At 38.0% G+C, this 18775-nt stretch carries 13 protein-coding genes and 1 riboswitch; of the genes, 4 read left to right on the plus strand and 9 right to left on the minus strand.

What is annotated here, in order from left to right:
• Positions 1–106: 106 nt before the first annotated feature.
• Both folK and eno read right to left on the minus strand, forming a co-directional pair.
• Positions 107–607, minus strand: a complete 501-nt coding sequence (folK, locus tag HXT51_RS01415; RefSeq protein ID WP_415692053.1) for a 2-amino-4-hydroxy-6-hydroxymethyldihydropteridine diphosphokinase — start codon at positions 605–607, stop codon at positions 107–109.
• Positions 608–839: 232 nt separating this feature from the next.
• Positions 840–2135, minus strand: a complete 1296-nt coding sequence (gene eno, locus HXT51_RS01420; protein ID WP_103084118.1) for a phosphopyruvate hydratase — start codon at positions 2133–2135, stop codon at positions 840–842.
• A gap of 212 nt (positions 2136–2347) precedes the next feature.
• Positions 2348–2472: riboswitch (TPP riboswitch) on the plus strand.
• Between eno and HXT51_RS01425 the strand changes: the two genes are divergently transcribed.
• The 3 genes from HXT51_RS01425 to HXT51_RS01435 all read left to right on the plus strand — a co-directional run bounded on the left by HXT51_RS01425 (position 2462) and on the right by HXT51_RS01435 (position 5333).
• Complete coding sequence (locus HXT51_RS01425; protein WP_103084117.1) at positions 2462–3277, plus strand: ABC transporter permease; 816 nt, start codon at positions 2462–2464, stop codon at positions 3275–3277. (Overlaps the previous riboswitch by 11 nt.)
• Positions 3278–3430: 153 nt before the next feature.
• The gene (locus HXT51_RS01430) at positions 3431–4426 is read left to right on the plus strand and encodes an ABC transporter substrate-binding protein (RefSeq protein ID WP_421776603.1); all 996 of its coding nucleotides are present in this window, start codon (positions 3431–3433) and stop codon (positions 4424–4426) included.
• A gap of 169 nt (positions 4427–4595) precedes the next feature.
• Entirely contained in the window at positions 4596–5333 is a 738-nt protein-coding gene (locus tag HXT51_RS01435; RefSeq protein WP_421776604.1) for an ABC transporter ATP-binding protein, read from the plus strand.
• A 51-nt stretch (positions 5334–5384) separates the two neighbouring features.
• On the opposite strand, the gene mfd is transcribed toward HXT51_RS01435, so the two are convergent.
• The 3 genes from mfd to HXT51_RS01450 all read right to left on the minus strand — a co-directional run bounded on the left by mfd (position 5385) and on the right by HXT51_RS01450 (position 10982).
• Complete coding sequence (gene mfd, locus HXT51_RS01440) at positions 5385–9152, minus strand: transcription-repair coupling factor (protein ID WP_421776605.1); 3768 nt, start codon at positions 9150–9152, stop codon at positions 5385–5387.
• Positions 9142–9741, minus strand: coding sequence for an aminoacyl-tRNA hydrolase (gene pth / locus HXT51_RS01445; RefSeq protein ID WP_415692057.1), 600 nt, complete (start codon positions 9739–9741; stop codon positions 9142–9144). Before pth ends, mfd begins: the two co-directional genes overlap by 11 nt.
• Positions 9742–9932: 191 nt before the next feature.
• Positions 9933–10982 carry an ABC transporter substrate-binding protein gene (locus HXT51_RS01450; protein WP_415692058.1) on the minus strand — a complete coding sequence of 350 codons (1050 nt, stop codon included), beginning with the start codon at positions 10980–10982 and terminating at the stop codon, positions 9933–9935.
• A gap of 335 nt (positions 10983–11317) precedes the next feature.
• On the opposite strand from HXT51_RS01450, the gene HXT51_RS01455 reads away from it, so the two are divergent.
• Positions 11318–12109, plus strand: coding sequence for an ABC transporter permease (locus HXT51_RS01455; protein ID WP_415692059.1), 792 nt, complete (start codon positions 11318–11320; stop codon positions 12107–12109).
• Between the two features lie 200 nt (positions 12110–12309).
• On the opposite strand, the gene HXT51_RS01460 is transcribed toward HXT51_RS01455, so the two are convergent.
• The 4 genes from HXT51_RS01460 to HXT51_RS01475 all read right to left on the minus strand — a co-directional run bounded on the left by HXT51_RS01460 (position 12310) and on the right by HXT51_RS01475 (position 18383).
• Positions 12310–15417, minus strand: a complete 3108-nt coding sequence (locus HXT51_RS01460; RefSeq protein ID WP_421776793.1) for a UPF0182 family protein — start codon at positions 15415–15417, stop codon at positions 12310–12312.
• Between the two features lie 340 nt (positions 15418–15757).
• A complete protein-coding gene (locus tag HXT51_RS01465; protein ID WP_103084110.1) occupies positions 15758–16096 on the minus strand; it encodes a branched-chain amino acid transporter permease in 339 nt (112 codons plus the stop codon).
• A 4-nt stretch (positions 16097–16100) separates the two neighbouring features.
• Positions 16101–16913 carry an AzlC family ABC transporter permease gene (locus HXT51_RS01470; RefSeq protein ID WP_103084109.1) on the minus strand — a complete coding sequence of 271 codons (813 nt, stop codon included), beginning with the start codon at positions 16911–16913 and terminating at the stop codon, positions 16101–16103.
• A gap of 183 nt (positions 16914–17096) precedes the next feature.
• A complete protein-coding gene (locus HXT51_RS01475; protein ID WP_103084108.1) occupies positions 17097–18383 on the minus strand; it encodes a uracil-xanthine permease family protein in 1287 nt (428 codons plus the stop codon).
• Positions 18384–18775 lie beyond the last annotated feature (392 nt).

Below are 18775 nucleotides of genomic sequence, written 5' to 3' on the forward strand. Positions count from 1 at the left end.
AGCTAAGTATGCGGATTTGCAATTTTGTTTCTAGCTTGCACATACCATAAATACAAATAAATATGAATGGAATATAAATAAATATGAATGTGAGAAAACGTCTTATTTAATTAAAAACTTCACTGCCTTCAACGATTTTAATCCAATGAGAATCATTAAGATAAGATAGTTTTTCTTCAAGTAAGTCATGATAGTCAGGATCATCTTTGCTGATTTCCAATAGCGGAACCAAGACAAATTTGCGATTATCGCGCTCTTTATGAGGAATAGTTAAATTATCGCTTTTAAATACGCATTTATCGTAATCAATAATATCTAAATCGATTGTTCGAGGACCCCAATGGATAATCCTCTTTCTGTGTAAACGCTGCTCTATCTCATGAATGAAATCTAAAAGTTCATAAGGAGTTAAGTCTGTTCTCAGCCTAATTCCAATATTATAAAAACTATCTTGCTCAACGTCTCCAACTGGTTCAGTTTCATAAACAGAAGAAACTATTACATTACTTATATGGGTATTTTCTTTCAGCATTTTAACTGCTTGTTGTAAATTATTTAAACGATCCCCAATATTGCTTCCAGAACTTATGTATACTAACGAACTCATACAGACCCCCAAATTGTTTTATATTTGTTTTAGATTGCTTTATGCAATTTTATTCAGTTTTATGCAATTTTTATATTTTTTAAATTGTTTTATTCAGTTTTATTTATTGCTTTAGATATTTTAATTCAGTTTTATTTTTATATAAAACGGCCAGCCACCGAAGTGACCGACCGTTTAGCATATTCAAATTAGCTTATTGTAGCTTATCAAAATGCAATTCAAAACTATGAAACTACTTAACGTACTTCTTGCAAGCCTTGAATGCACTGTAACCAGCGTACTGAGCAGTAGAACCAAGCTCTTCCTCAATCTCAAGCAAGCGGTTGTACTTAGCAATACGCTCGCCACGAGCAGGAGCACCAGTCTTGATTTGGCCGGTGTTCTTAGCAACAGCAAGATCAGAAATGGTGGTATCTGGGGTTTCACCAGAACGATGGGAAACCATGGAAGTGAAGCCATTCTTGGTTGCAAGCTCAATAGCGTCGAGGGTTTCGGTAACGGAACCAATCTGGTTCAACTTTACGAGCAAGGAGTTAGCTGCTCCAAGCTCAATACCCTTAGCCAAACGCTTTGGATTAGTGACGAGCAAATCATCGCCAACGAACTGCAAACGATCGCCAAGACGCTTGGTGATTTCTGCCCAATCATCCCATCCTTCTTCCTGGAATGGATCTTCGATGGAAACGATTGGATACTCGTTGATGAGCTTCTCGTAGTAATCAAGCATGTAAGCAGATTCGCGCTCTTCGCCATCGAAACGATACTTACCAGTTTCCTTGTTGTAGAACTCAGAAGAAGCAACGTCAAGAGAAATACCAATCTGCTTGCCTGGCTCATAACCTGCAGCTTCGATCGCATCCATGATGTACTTCAAGGAATCCTCATTGGACTTCATCTTTGGAGCGAAGCCGCCTTCGTCGCCAAGACCAGTAGCCAAGCCTTCCTTCTTCAAAACGTTCTTCAAGGTGTGATAAACCTCAACGCCGGCGCGCAAAGCGTCGCTGTAGGTTGCGAAGCCGTATGGAGAAATCATGTATTCCTGAATATCGGTTGCGAAGTCAGCGTGAGCGCCACCGTTCATGATGTTCATGTTTGGAACTGGAAGAATGTGTCCGTTAGTTCCGCCGATGTAACGATACAATGGAAGCTCTGCAGATTCAGCAGCTGCATAAAGAGCAGCAAGAGAAACGCCAAGAATAGCGTTTGCGCCAAGCTTGCCCTTGTTTGGAGTGCCATCGAGCTCAATCATAGTTTCATCAAGAGCGCGCTGGTCAGTGGCATCCATGCCAATAACCTTAGGTGCGATAACCTCATTGACGGCCTTGACTGCTTCCAAGGTACCCTTGCCTTGGTAACGGGACTTGTCGCCATCGCGACGTTCCCAAGCCTCAGCTTCACCAGTTGAAGCACCAGAAGGTACTAAACCAATGCCCTGAGCGCCATCTTCAGTTTCCAAATAAACTTGAACAGTAGGATTTCCACGGGAATCCAAAATTTCGCGTGCATATACGCTTTCAATAGCTGCCACAACTACTCCTTAATACTTATGGGTTGTGATGACTCTTTTAACATTAGTGCGTTTTATGGACGTTATAGATTCTTCCATTGTGTTTATGCCGTGAACGTTCACAATATCTTGATTTACTTCGAGTCAAATTAGCAGATCATCGATTTTTACACGAATATCGTTTATAAATATCGCTTTTAAATAATACTTGTCCATACCCTTAATAGATAATGACCTCAGACACGGGGTGCGCAACTACATCGTGCCAAACAACAATATGTACAGTGTTGCGCTGAGAATACACTCGTCGAACCTGATATAGCTAAAACTATCGAAGGGATTGTCGCATGACTTACAGTTCGCCTAATAAAGCGAAGAACATATTGAAGATTGCGTTTAAAGCGGTATCTTCGTGCAAAGTGTGGATTTCAACTATCCTCATTTTGGTTTTGTGGTTTTTCACAACTCTTTCTCCAATCGAAGACCGTTCTTTGCCATCCCCATATGAAGTAATACAAGCTTTTATTGATTTAAACAATGAAGGCATATTATTAAAATCCTTAGGAATAAGTATTTTACGAGTTCTTTTAGGACTTTTATTAGGAATTATTTTTGCTGTTCCAGCAGGAATACTTGCAGGAGGCAGTAAGCTTGGCAATATTGTTGTTGATAAACCAAGCCACATGTTGAGGTCAATTCCATTCCCGGCTTTAGCTCCAATATTAATAATTTTCCTCGGAATAGATGAAACGATGAAAATAGCGCTTATAGCCGTTGGTGTTTTTGGACCTATGTACGTTAATATTCGCGATGGAGTGCGTAATATTGATCCAAAACTTCTTGAATTAGCGCAGGTTTATCACGTTAAAAAATCTACTATTTTTATATCTATTTTGCTTCGCGGCACACTTCCAAGTTTTATGACAGGTTTGCGATTTGCAATATCTGTAGCATGGGTTGCATTAGTGACTTGCGAAACAGTTAATTCTTCTATTGGAATTGGATACATTCTTTCAAGAGCACAAGAATTCTTTAGACCAGATCAAATGATGGCATGCGTTATTATGTACGCAATTGCAGGTCTTGGATCTGAGCTTACTGCAAATATATTAGAGTATCTTCTTATACCTGAACGCAGATTAGATAGAAAATCACGCAAATAATCTAGTAATATCAACATTTTTCTAAAATTAACTACTTTTTAAAATGCATTAAATTGCTTTTTAAGAATTAGTCAATATTTAGAATCAACAACCAAATAATAACAACCAAACAAACAACAAACAATAACAACCAAACAAAAGGAGCTATATATCATGGCTAATTTAAAAATGCGATTTTCTAAAAAGAGCATTATTGCATTAATCTGCGCTGCTTGTGCAACTGTATCTCTTGCAGCTTGCGGAAGCTCACAAAAATCATCAACCGCTTCTTCAAAAGACGCTGGAACTATGAGAGTTGCTTATCTTTCTACAGCAAATTATTTAACTACTTTGAAAAATGAGAAATTCCTTCAAGACGAATTTGGCAAATCTAAAGTAGTTTACACTGGTCCTTACACTCCAGTTGACGGTCTTACTGCTGTGATGAGCGGAAATGCAGATGCTACAACCACTGGAACTGGACGCTTCATTGATTTGATTGCTGAAGGACAGCCATGGGTTGCTTTTGCACTCGAATATTACAATGGTGATTCCCAAGGAATCGTTGCATCCGCAAAAAGCGGCGTGAAAACACTAAAAGACTTGTATGGCAAGAAAGTTGCTATTATTCACAACGGTGACACTGGCGATTACATGCTTCACCGCGCATTCGATAAAAGCGGCTTAGATGTTTCTAAAGTTAACAAAGTTGAGATGAGCCCTAAGAACTTCCAGGCAGCATTTACTTCTGGACAAATCGACGCAATTTCCTCATTCGATCAGAATCTTGCTGCAGCAATGACAACTCCAGGCGCAAAGTTGCTTGTAAATGCTAAAAAGTACGGCAATATGAACGTCACCATTCACATTGTTTCTAAGAGCTTTGCTCAAAAGCATCCGGATCTTGTTAAGAAGATGTACAAGGCTCTTGTTCGCGAAGCAGAAAAGTCTCATAAAGAAAACAATGTTATTGGAAACGCTTACAAGCAGCTCGGAGCAAGCGAAACTATTATTAAGCAAATTGAAAAGTTTGACAATCCAACTATTCGTCCAATCGATGAAAAAGGTTTGGAAATGATGGAAACTCAGGCTAAAGAATACGTGAAATATGGTTTAATTAAGCAAGCTCCAAAGAATTTGAAAGATTCTGTAATGGATTGCTCGAAGTAAATTAATCCATATATCTATAAAACACATATCAGTAAAAACAAAAATTAAATATCAAAATAAATATATAACTGATTAATCAAAATTAGAACAAAGTTATATAACAAGTTTGTATAACAAAGTTATATATATTATATAAACATGATTTAGAGCAACGCAGTAGGAGTAAAATATGAACACTCAAATAGAAGAAAACTATGAGACTAAAAATAACTCTTACTGCGTTACTCTAGAACATATTGGCGTAACTTTTAAAAATAACGCTAAAATATTGCGAGATATAAATCTAAATATTAAAAAAGGTGAATTTGTATCTCTAATCGGACGCTCAGGATGTGGGAAAACCACTCTTCTTAAAGTTATTTCAGGATTAATCAAACCTGATTCTGGAACAATAAACGTCACGCAACATCAAGCAATAGGTTTCCAGGACGCAAGATTAATACCATGGCTAACAGTAAGTAAGAACGTAGTTTTCGGCATGCAAGGAAACAAATCAGAACTAAAATCTATTGCAGAAAAAGCTCTTAACGATATGCAACTTAATAATTGCGGTTCGAAATGGCCGTCAGAACTTTCAGGTGGTCAAGCACAACGAGTCTCATTAGCTAGAGCTTTAGTTCATAATCCTGAATTACTACTTTTAGACGAGCCTTTCGGAGCATTAGACGCTTTAACTCGTTTAGACATGCAAGATTTGCTTGATAATCTAAGGCAAAAACATGGCTGGACCACAATAATGGTCACGCACGATATTTCTGAAGCAGTAAGACTTTCTGACAGAATTCTTATGATCAAAGACGGAATCATTGAGAAAAACTGGAATATTGATCGAAGCCAACTTGATGCACAAAAGCGTCCAAATAATCACGTTGAAATAGAAGACGAACTGCGCATGGCATTGCAATAAATATTTTTAATACTTATATTGCAACAGATATTACAAATCAGATATTACAAATCACCACGCTAAATCTTCAAGTAATTGTTTAGACCACTTAAGAATATCTGATTCATTCATAGAACTAGATCCTAATGATGATTCAAATGGAGCAGGAATAATCAGCATATGCGTAAGTGGACGATACTGTACTGACTTATAAATCCTCTTTAATCTCATTAACAACGATTCTTTAGGATCCATACCTATAACTCTCACAGATTTACCTTGCGAAGCTATTTGTGTAATGCCTAATTTACTGGCAGCAAATCTCAATCTAGCAACATCACACAAAGCTTCGAAAGCTTTAGGCGGCTCACCATAACGATCAGATAATTCTTCTCGGATTTCTTGCAAATCTTCATCGCTACGAGCAGCAGACAACTTTCTATATGCTTCTAATCGCAACTTATCGCTATCAATATAAGAAGTAGGAATAGAAGCTTCTATCGGCAAATCAATAGAAGTTGATACTTCTTGAACATGTTCTGGTTCTTTATACTTTTCAACAGCTTCTGAAACCATGCGAACATAAAGATCAAAGCCAACTCCCTCAATATGTCCACTTTGAGCATCGCCTAATAAATTACCAGTTCCGCGTAGCTCCAAGTCCTTCATAGCAACATCAAAACCAGAACCTAAAGCCGTATGCTGTGCAATAGTTGTTAGCCTATCATGAGCTTGTTCAGTCATAGGCTTAGACGGATCATAAAGGAAGTAAGCATACGCTCGCTCACGCCCTCTACCAACTCGTCCACGTAATTGGTGAAGCTGACTCAAACCAAAACGATCAGCATGGTCAACTATAAGCGTATTTGCATTAGAAATATCAAGACCTGTTTCAATAATCGTAGTGCACACGAGCACGTCAATATCGCGATGCCAAAAATCGCGTATTACAGAATCAAGCTGCTTTTCGCCCATCTTTCCATGAGCAACACCCACTCTTACTTCAGGAACAAGATCATGAATTTTTGCAGCGACGCTAGCAATATCTTCTACACGATTATGCACGTAAAACGCTTGTCCTCCACGCAATAATTCGCGCTTAATACAAGCCGCAACCTGCTTTTCTTCATAAGCTCCAACATACGTTAAAACAGGAAGTCTATCTTCAGGAGGCGTAGCTAAAGTAGACATTTCGCGAATACCAGTTACTGCCATTTCTAAAGTTCGAGGAATTGGAGTAGCAGAAAGACTTAAAACATCTACATTCGTGCGCAAAGCTTTTAACGTTTCCTTATGTTCAACGCCAAAACGCTGCTCTTCATCAATAATAACTAAACCTAGATCTTTAAATTTAATACTAGGATTAAGCAATTTATGAGTACCTATTACAACATCTACACTACCGTCAGCAAGACCGTCAATAGTTTGTGAAATTTGACTAGCTGTTTGGAATCTACTCATAGCAGCAACTTTTACAGGGAATCCTTCGAATCTAGAAGTAAAAGTTTCATAATGCTGTTGAACTAAAAGTGTAGTAGGAACAAGAACAACTACTTGCTTAGAATCTTGAACAGCTTTGAAAGCCGCGCGCAAAGCGATTTCAGTTTTACCAAAACCGACATCGCCGCAAATCAAGCGATCCATAGGAATCGACTTTTCCATATCTGCTTTAACTTCATCAATAGTAGTTAACTGATCAGGAGTTTCTTGATAAGGAAAAGCATCCTCTAGCTCTTTTTGCCATGGAGTATCTTTGCTAAAAGCAAAACCTTTTGAAGAAGCACGCGCAGAATATAATTTAATCAAATTTTCTGCAATATCACGCACATGACTTTTAGCTTTAGCTTTAGTTTGAGCCCAATCGGATCCACCAAGCTTATTTAGCTTTGGTATTTCTGCACCAATATATTTACTAACTAAATCAAGCTGATCTGTTGGAATAAATAATTTATCTGCTGGAGCATTTCTCTTACTTGGAGCATATTCAATAACTAAATACTCTCTTGTTGCGCTAGAATCACCTGTTGAGATGCTTCTCTGCTTCATACCGATAAAACGACCTATGCCATGTTGCTCGTGAACAACAAAATCGCCAGGCTTTAATTCAACTAAATCTATTGATTTTCTTCTACGTTGAGGAGTTTTTAACTGACCAGAACGAGCACTATGACCTGTTAAATCGCGCTCAGTAAGAATAGCAATCTTAGCGCTTTTATCAATGAAACCATCCGATAAGCAAGAAGTCACTTTTTCAAAACTAGCTACACCAGTTTCGTGAATAGCTCTAGCTAAACGAGATAAAGTACCTGCAGCAGATGCAGTAATAATAACTTTGTATCCAGAATCAATTAATCCAGCTACACCACCAGAAATTTTGTTCTCATCGCCGCGAAATTCTTGTGCTGCTTCAACAGGCAAAACAATATTATTGCGTAAACTTCTATCAATGCTTGCACCAATACCAGAACCAATACCGTCGCCAATGCCAGCATCCATACCAAATGACGTAAGATTCCACACATCGTGATTTGAATACGACAACGAGTTAATAGAATCATCAAAATCAAGAAAACTTGCTTGATCAAAACTGATAGGAGCACCAGCACCATGACCGGATGCTGCAACATGCCAACTAGCAGCTAAAAACTCATTTGCAGTCTGAGCTAAATCTTCTGCAGCTCTTCTGCATTTTTCTCGATCAGATAGCATGATAATCGCATCATTAGGAAGCATATTAAATATTGGTTCCATATGCTTTACAAGAGCTGGCATTAAAGACTCCATACCCTCAACAGGTATAGAATTCGAAATGGATTCCAACATATCTTCAGCGTTAGGAATTGAACCTATAAGATTCTTAGCTCGAGATCGAACTTCGTCACTGAATAATAATTCGCTACAAGGAGTAGCCCACGCGCTTTTAATATTATCCCCATAAGTACGCTGATCAGAGGCATGGAATTCTTTAATAGTATCTATTTCGTCACCAAAAAATTCAATACGAATCGGATGACTCATAGTAGGTATAAAAATGTCAATAATTCCGCCTCTAACAGCAAATTCACCGCGCTCCATAACTAATTCCACGCGCGAATACGCTTGTTCAACCAGTCTTCGAATTGCATCTTCCATTGCAATTTCTTGACCACATCTAAACACTAAAGGCTCAACATCACCTAAACCAGAAACAACAGGCTGTATAAGTGAACGAACTGGAACTACTAATATTTTTATAGGCCCAAAAGTTAGATCTTTTTCATCAGGATGGCATAAACGGCGAAAAACAGCCATTCTATTCGCAACAGTATCCGCCCTAGGAGAAAGACGCTCATGAGGTAAAGTTTCCCAAGCTGTTAATTGTTCAACGTCATGAGGATTACCTTCATACCATGCTCTAATAGACATAACCGTATCTTGAGCATCACGACCAGAAGGAACAACAAAAACAACAGGCTTACGTTTAGATACAGCTGAAGCTATAGCAGCTCTAATTCCTAAAGGAGCTTTAATAGTAATACAAGACGAGTCTGATCCATTTAAATCACGACTTATCTTTTCGCTAGTATTATCTTCTCTACGATTATTTTTTAAACTTCCACTTTCTAAACTTCTATCGTCATAATTGTTGAAATCTAAACAATCGTCAATATCGCCTGAAACTAGCGAATAAAATACTTTATCTTTGTCACATAACTCTTTTAATGCATAAGAAAGTTGAGATAACTTACTCGTATTAGTAGTTGTGCTCGTAGTTGTGCGCGTATTTGTATTCGCACTCGTACCAGTATTCGTAGAAGATTTTTTATTTAAAGCCGCAGAATTCACATCCTCATCGACCATTGAAATGCTCCTGCGTCAATGAAAGACCGCGGAAAATAATGCTTTCTACAGCATCAGCCCCATCAGCTAAAAAGTTAGGAAGCTCAGATTTTTGAGCTGCAGCAAATCCGCCCAACACCCAATTAACAGTATTATCATGAGCGTGAGCACCACGCTGAGCATGACCGACACCCATCCTGACTCGCGCGTATTGAGGAGTTCCAAGAGAGCGATCGATTGAGCGAATACCATTATGTCCGCCAGCAGATCCTCCTGATTTTACTTTAATACGCCCAAAATCTAAATCCATATCATCATGAATTATCACAATATGATCTGGCTCAATCTGATAATAAGAACTTATTGAGGATACGGCTGCTCCAGAATCATTCATAAAAGTCAATGGCTTAGCTAAGAAAAACTTGGCATTTTTACCATCTAAATTCATAACACCTTTGCCAAGCTTAGCTAGACCTTTATGATCCGAAAGGGATACCGACCAGCGCTGCGCCAAGACATCTGCCACCATAAACCCCATATTATGGCGAGTTCCTTCATATTTTGCGCCAGGATTTCCTAAGCCCGCAATAAGCCAAAAATCTGATGCCATACTATCCCCGTTTTCTTCACAATCACTGTTACAACTAAATAACAGTCATAACTAAAACTACAAAACACCAAACAAGAAGGGCGCATCAATGCATCGCGTACATCGACGTTCTGCAGATACGCCCTCGCATACCTTTGCCTATTCTAGCAAGATGGTGGTCAATAGTAAGATAATGTTTTAATTATTTTAAACTATTTCAAAAATTCATCCGTAGAAAGCTTTTTAGCATTAGGTACTTGCTTAGTTACTTTACCCTTAGAATCGGTATAAGCGTCTTCTCTACTTAAGAAATCAAAGTAATCTTGAGCGCCTTTAACATCAGTGGTTCCAAACACGAATTTACCGCTCTTAATATCGGCCTTGCTTCCCCAATATTCGCCGTCAACAATCATTTTCATACTGCGTTTAACGAACTTTGGATCAAGATTTGCTTCTTTTGCTTCTTTTACAAGAATATCTGACGCTTCATCAGGATGCTCATAAGCGTATTCATACCCACGCTTTGCAGCTTTAACAAAAGCACGAACAAGCTTAGGATCTTTATTCACAGTCTTCTTATTAGTTATTATGCCAATAGTATCTGGCTGACCTGGAACACCGTAATCGCCCTCTTTAAAGCAACGAAGCTTTGGACCAAACATTTCAGACTGCACGCCTTCCCAAGTGCCGTAGAATCCACCAAAATCAGCTTTACCAGATTCAAGAGTCCTGAAAGTTGAAGTACCGACAGTAACTTTATCGAATTTTCCTTTGCCTCCATCGTGCTGAATCATTCTACGAATTACAGCATCACCTTCAGCTGATCCGAAAGTAGCAAAAGTACGACCGTCAAAATCTTTTGGAGAGTGAATCTTATTGTTTTTATCAAGCGAACACCAAATAGCACTTGGCTTTTGCTGAACTTGCATAACCTCTTCAAGATTTGCTCCCTTAGTAGAAAAATCAGCAACATTAGTTAATGTACTAAGCGCAAAATCAGCAACACCACTATCAACCGCATGCTCAGATCCAGTTTGTGCAACAGCCAGAATATCTACATCTAATCCAGCATCCTTAAACCAACCCTTATGTTTTGCTACATAAATACCAATATGATTAGTATCAGGAGCCCAGAAAAGCATAAAAGATACTTTTCTAAGGCTTGAATTTTGATTACTGCTAGACCCACATGCTGCAAAAGAAAAAACACAGCACAATGAAAGAATAAACGCAAGAGTACGCTTTAAAACACGCATATTCATGAGTTCCCTACTTTGTTTTACTTACCATTTTCTGGGAAATGCAGCACAGACTTGGCAGAAAACGGTATCAAGGGCCTAGCCCGCGCCGTTCAATGCCCCCGAGCAGATTAGAATCTACCGCGGTTTGCCACACATTGACTCACGAAACATTTAGATTATGCACGATTCAAAAGACAAATTCGTATTAATTGTCAAAATAAATATTTTTAAACATTACTGGTTGTGCGATACTAATAGCTGGTTGTGCGGTGCTAATAGAATGTGTGTACTAAACTGATTTTGTTTTTATGCGATTGGGGCAGCAATCGCAAGTTTAATGAAAGGAATCAATCTCTATGACGCGCTCGCGTTTAAAAAATATGCTATTAAAATATCTGCCTACCCCGATAGCAGTAGTGTTTTTACTACTTTTATGGCAATTTGCGTGCGAATATTTTAAAATATCAGAGAATTTGATTCCAACTCCAATTTCTGTTATTCAAGAAACTTTTGAATCTTTCCCATCTATGTTGCCAGCGATATTAGCTACTACTCAAGAAGCTGTTATTGGTTTTGGGATTTCAATTATAGTTGGAATACTTTTAGGAGTACTATTCCACGTTGTTAAACTTTTAAAATACGCGTTATTCCCACTTTTATGTGCTGCGCAAACAATGCCACTGATTTCAATCGCACCAATTTTTTTGATTTGGTTCGGCGTTGAAATATCGGGAAAAATAGTAATAGTCATGATTTTTAGCATTTTCCCTATAGCTGTACAAACTATACGAGGACTTGACGCTGTTCCAAGTTTTTATACAGATGTTGCTTTAACTTGTGGAGCTACTCACACTTGGACTTTATGGCATGTTAAATTACGAGTTGCAGCTCGTCAAATTTTCGGCGGAATACGAATTAGCGCAGCATATGTTTTTGGAACAGCTGCTACTGCTGAATATCTTGGAGCTAGAAATGGCTTAGGAATTTGGCTTCAATTCGCGTATAACTCGTTTAGAACTCCTCCTATTTTTTCCGCAACTATTGTATTAATAATTCTTACTTCTATTTTGATGCTAATTATTAAAACTTCCGAAAGAGTTCTTTTAGGCCCAGTAGAAGATGATGAGGATCCTGATAATCAGCTTTGATAGCACAATTTAGCCACTAATACTTAAATTGATATAAATACTAAAACTCGATTATCTAATACCAAAACTCGACTATTAAATGCGATACTAAGCGATTAAAAAAAAAAACAAAATTAATGCCGGTACTAAAAAGCACCGGCATTAACATTAGTTGTGTGAATTTATTAATTTTATTTAGTTTTATTCACATTTATTTGGCTTTATTTACCTTTAGATTCTTCTTGAATAGCCTCATTAATTGCGTCGCTTAACTCTTTTTGAGCTTTTCCATAAGCTTCCCAATTACCTGAGCGCATAGCAGAATCAGAATCCTTCAAAGCTTTAGCTGCACGCTTAAGCGCCTCTTTAGCTTTGGTACTCATAGAACTGTTTTTCACAGCATTCTTAGATTCTGAATTATTAGAGTTATCCTTAGAATCCTTAGAAGCAGAATCCTTCGCATCCTTAGAAGCATGATCCTTAGAATCCTTAGAATCCTTCGCATCCTTAGAAGCTGCAGAATTATTTGAAGCATCTCCAGCTAAAGCACCAGAATCGCCTCCAAATACTTGATCTAGAGCTTCATCTAATGTATCCGCAAATCCAACTTGATCTCCAAACGCAACCAAAACCTTCTTTAACAAAGGATAACTTGTAGATCCGCTTGACTGCACGTAAACAGGCTCTACGTAAACAAGCCCTCCACCAAGAGGCAAAGTTAGCAAGTTTCCACGCTTAACTTTCGTTGAACCAGATTCAAGCAAATTCAACTCTTTAGAAACATTCGCATTAGCGTTGAAATTATTTTGAGCTTGACCAGGTCCCGGAACATTAGACACCTTAGGCAATTCCTGCAAACGAAGCTTACCATAATTCGGACCAATCTTTCCAGGAGTATCCCCAGCATCAGAATCAACAGACAAGAAACCAGTCAATATTTCACGCGTGATTTTACCAGCTGGAATATAAGTAGAAACAAGCGAAAACACTGGTTTCTTTGCGTCTCCAGTTTGCAAAGTCAAATAATATGGAGGTTGCAAAATATCTTCTTTTTGTGCTTTTTGAGATTCAGTAGGATCCACAGGGGTTTGCCAAAAATCTTCTCCAGAGAAGAATTGGCTTGCTGTATCCACATGATACTTTGCAAGCAAATAGCGTTGAACTTTAAACAAGCTTTCTGGATAACGCAAATGCTTCATCAAGTCACCAGAAATCTTAGAAATATCGTGATAGTGACCAGGGAAAATTGAACGCCATGCTTTAATCACAGGATCTTTTGTATCCCACACATACAAATCAACAGAACCATCATAAGCGTCAACTGTAGCTTTTACAGAATTGCGAATGTAATTTGCTCGTTGATTAGTCAATCCCTTAATAGAATGAGAAGTTGTTGTTGTGGAATCTTGAGTTATCTTACCAAAATCAGTCATCTGAGAATACGGGTAAGAAGCGGAAGTAGTATATCCATCAACAATCCACTTAACACGTCCATCAACAACAGCAGGATAAACTCTACCGTCCAAAGTTAAGTATGGAGCAACTTTGGATACGCGTGTTTTAGGATCGCGATCGTACAAAATCTGCGAATCCGGAGTTACGCGGTCAGAGAAAAGAATCTGATCTGACTCAAATCTAACTGCATGTAAAAGCCTAGAGAAGAAGTTTCCTACGCTTGGACCACCATTACCCTTGAAAGTAGTTAAAGCACCTTGAGATCCAGTTGGATAATCAAATTCCCATGGAGCAGTACCTTTTGGAGATCCAACAATAGAATATTCAGGAGCATTTGGCGAGAAGTAAATACGCGGCTCATAATTTTGTGACTTAGTAAGCTTTCCTTGAGTAGGAATACCATACTCCATAAATTGAGGCTGGCCATCTGCCGTCACTTTATTTCCATAAGCTGCAACAATTCCATAGCCATGCGTATAAACAGTATGGTCATTAACCCAATTTCGATTATCATTGCCAGCTAAATCAAGCTCACGCGCAGCAATAACCGTATCTTGACTTACACCGTCAATATCGTATTTATCAACTGAAAGCGTATCTGCAAAAGTATAGTATTGCTTAGATTGCTGCAATTGACGGAAAGTTGGAGAAGTAACTTGAGGATCTAGAAGACGAATTTGCGCTGTAGATTCAGCTTCTTTTGCTAAAGCTCCAGATTTTCCTTCAGAAGTAGCGTTATACGATTCTTTCTTTACATTATTTAAACCATAAGCAAACTTAGTGGCCTCAATATTCCTCTGAATATAAGTAGCTTCCAACTCTTGCGCATTAGGTGCAACCTTAAATCGCTGTAAAAGAGCTGGCCAAGCAAAAGATATAACAATTGAGCAAACAATAATAAAAGTTAAAGCAATAATTGGTGTTTTCCATGCCTTAATTGCGGTTTTAAAACGCACTGAAATTGGTGCTTCTACAGATAAGGCATGAGATTTCATAAACCAAAATGCAATAACAGACCCAACTAACACCGTGATCACTGCCATTGCTATGCTTCCAGGAACGCCAGCATTCATATCAGTGTATGAACCGCCTGTAATTCTAGGGCCATCAAGAGTTACTAAAGCGAACATGTCTAAAATCTGTTCAAGTGCCCACGTCAAAATCACAAGCATAAACCATACAGAAATTTGTCTACGTGCTTGTTTTGTAATGCTGAATATGCCTTTACCGTCGATAGGCATACTAAAACGAATTGCTCCCATAAGAACATGGGTAATAATAGAGAAAACAAGGGATATTACCAATAAAAGCACAAATGCGCTTATAAATAACCTTAATCCCGGAAGCACAAATACATAGAACCCATTGTCAATTCCAAATTGCGGATCTTTAATACCAAAAGGTTGAGCGTTAAACATTAACAAAATTTGCGCCCAATGATTGTAGAATTTAAATCCAAATACTGCGCCTACAATCAATGAAAAAATTCCCGCAACATGCAAAGCAAGCTTTGAACTAATTCCCTGCTTTAAATCGATAACATTGCCTTTAATTCGAATATAAGTTCCATCCGCATTGCTTGGACGCGCTTTTATTGCCAAAGCTGCAGACAAGTATCCAAAAGCAGACATTAATATTGCATAAAGCACCCAAACGCCGATTTTTGCCCCTAACTGAATCCAAATTACGCTCTCGAATCCAAGCTGAGAATACCACATGCAGTCAGTTATAAAGTTTGCAAGACCAAATATTGCAGCTCCAGCAAAACATAGTATTACAACTAAAATTGCAAAAATCCAACGCCACTTTTTAGATATTTCAATAATTTTATTTACTTTAATGGAATCAGTTACCATAAACTTATTGCTCTCCATATTGCTCTCCTTGCTACTTTCGTAGCCTCCATCATTTTCGTAGCTTCCATTGCTTTCGTTATTTTCGTAGTTCATATCGTTATTTTCATAATTCATATCATTTTCTTTATTCTTTAGAAAACTTTTAAATAAATCTTTAACTTCACTGTCACCATTTACAAGATTATTAAAAATGTTCTTATAATTAAAGTTTTTATTTTTAACATTTTTATTATTCTGATTCTTTTTCTTCCCCTTAGATTTGCTCACCAATATAGAGCCAACACCTGTCCACATAATCAGAATAATTATGTCTAAAATAATCTTATCCATAGAACAAGTATACTTTTGATTCAAACATTTAATGCAAAAACACGCATTGAACTAAAAACATATATACTATAGTTCCAGCCGCAATTGAGAGCAGCATATTCTTACGCCAGCAATGAAGTACTCCAACTACGACTAACGCAATTAATTCAGGCAAGCCATGCGATCCCGTTAGAATCGGCGTAGTTTTAAGCGAATACACTAACAAAAGACCGCTCATAGCATATGGCAAAAGGCTTCCAAGGTATTGGACGATTTTAGGAGGCTTTTTGGATTCTGGAAATATCCAAAACGCTGCGAAACGAGTTGATGCAGTACCAATAATTGCAACAATAATAATAACTATGCTTTGATATAGGTTCATACTCATAAAATCACGCCTTCTTGGATTCTAAATCTTCGCTTGATTCAGATGAATTATTGTCATAATTTACATATAACTTTTCAAAGTATTTTCTAAACACTATAAAAATAATCAAAAATGTAACCAAAGAAGGAATCATAAACATTTTTGGACCAAGTATGCCAAGTGCCACAACAGCAACAACAATACCAATAATAAGCACAATATGATGTTTTTGCGCACGCCATTGTTCAATAAAAATCACTAAAAACAGGGCCGTTAAAACAAACTCAATACCCTTCATGTTTATTGGCAAAACACTGCCAACAAACCACCCTATTATTGCTCCAATTATCCAATACCAATGGTTGAGAATAGAAACAAAGAACATGAACCACTGGCGATTCACGCTTTCAGGAATTTTTGCAGACGAATTGATTGCGAAAGTTTCATCCGTCATGTCAAAAATCATAGAGAACTTCTTTATTCCAGCTCCCTTATATGGCTTTAACATTGTAATTCCGTAGAAAATATGTCTCACGTTTACAGCGAGCGCTAAAACAAGCGCGGAAAATGGGTCGAAAGCGCCAAAGAATAAGTCGAGTGTAATAAACTCCATTGTGCCAGAGTAGATTAATATGCTCATGCAAATTGGATACCATATTGAAAAACCTTTGGCATGCATTAACATTCCGTAAGAAATACCAAGGAACATGTATCCAGCGCAAATTGGTATAGTAAACGGTAAGGCAGTATCAAATGCCTTTAAAATCACAGATTTTCTATGTGAATGCTCTTTAGAAGAAGAATCCTGTTTTTTAAACACAGAATTTAACAACTTCATATATGGCACACTTCCTTATCTTTATCTTTATATTTATCTTTAATACAAATATTTAACAAAATACAACTCAAAGGTTTATAAGTATATAGCAAGGTAGGCACGTTATAACAAATTTAGCGCGCTCACAAATTAATGCAGGCGCGCTAGAGAAATAAGATTTTGTTAGAAAATCAAACTGTATTGTTAAGCAATATCTGGATCGTTTTTAGCAATCGTGCCAGTAAGCTTACCAATAACCTTCAGTAAGTGGTACACAACCAACACCACAACGGTTCCAATTGCAATGCCGTTGAACTGAATACCAGAAACTGCAAACTGGAAGTTAGCAATGCCAATAATCATAACGATTGCAGCAATCATAATATTCACTGGCTTGTCGAAGTTCACTTTGTTTTCAACCCAAATTCTTACGCCAATCATGCCAATCATGCCGTAAAGCAAAGTTGTTACGCCACCAAGAACACCAGCTGGAATTGAGTTCACAATTGCACCAAACTTCGGGCAAAGGCTTAAGATGAACGCAAACGCTGCAGCACACCAATAAGCGGCAGTGGAATAAACCTTTGTTGCAGCCATAACGCCAATATTTTCACCGTACGTAGTGGTACCGCAACCGCCAAACAAACCTGCAATAGCTGTACCAAAGCCATCTGCAAATAATGCGGTTCCAATCTTAGAGTCATAGTCGCGACCAGTCATTTGAGATACAGACTTTACGTGACCGACATTTTCTGCAATAAGAACAAGCACTACTGGCAAGAACATGAGCAGAACAGAGAAATCAATTTGTGGAGTGTGGAATTTAGGGAAACCAATCCAAGAAGCTTCCTCAATCTTTTTGAAATCAACTTGCCCATGGAAACACGCGTATGCGTAACCAACAAGAACACCTAAAAGAATATTCAAACGACCAAGAAGACCGCGGAAAACTACAGCAATAAGCATTACAGCAACTAATGTTACAAGCGCTGTATCTGGAGCTTTCTGGAAGTTAGCCCAAACTGCAGGTCCCAAATTAAAACCGATAATTGCAACGATTGCACCGTTTACAACAGGCGGCATAATAATGTCAATCCACTTAGCTCCTGCAAAATGCACAAGCACACCGATAAGAGCAAGAAGCAAACCTGTGCACATAATGCCGAAGCTTGCAACTGCAATACCTTTATGAGCTGTTGTTACAGCCATAACAGGTGCTATAAGACCAAAAGAGCTTCCTAAATAACTAGGAAGCTTATTTGCGTTAATAAGTAAGAACAGTGCCGTAGAAATAGCAGTGAACATTAATGTTGTTGATGGATCAAAGCCTGTAAGAATAGGCACCAAGAACGTAGCGCCAAACATTGCAATAACATGCTGAGCACCAATACCAGCAGTACGAGTCCAAGTTAGACGTTCGTCTGGCTCTACAACTTCACCAGGCCTTAACGTTTTGCCATTACCGTGAAGCTTCCAAGTAAATAAACTCATATTCTCTCCTAGCTCTAAATAGCATCCCTTTTTTGCTTTTAAAAGCCAATAGTCCGAGCGCAATTAAAACAGAACCAAAAATTCCTTTGCGCAACAGCTTTGTAGCCAAATCTTCATTCTAACGTATATAGCTTAAAAATCATAGTGTTGCTTGGACTAACTTGCTTTTCTATCAATTAGGCAGCGATTTGAGTTTTTCGCCCATGCATTTCCCCGATTTTGTTTACTTATGTACCCTCTAAGTAAACAAAACCAAGAATCCTACCCCGATTTTGTTTACCAACACGCACTCTAAGTAAACAAAACCAAGAATCCTACCCCGATTTTGTTTACCAACACGCACTCTAAGTAAACAAAACCAAGAACCCTACCCCGATTTTGTTTACTTATGT

Source organism: Gardnerella sp. KA00255 (genome assembly GCF_049244095.1).
GTDB lineage: Bacteria > Actinomycetota > Actinomycetes > Actinomycetales > Bifidobacteriaceae > Bifidobacterium > Bifidobacterium vaginale_F.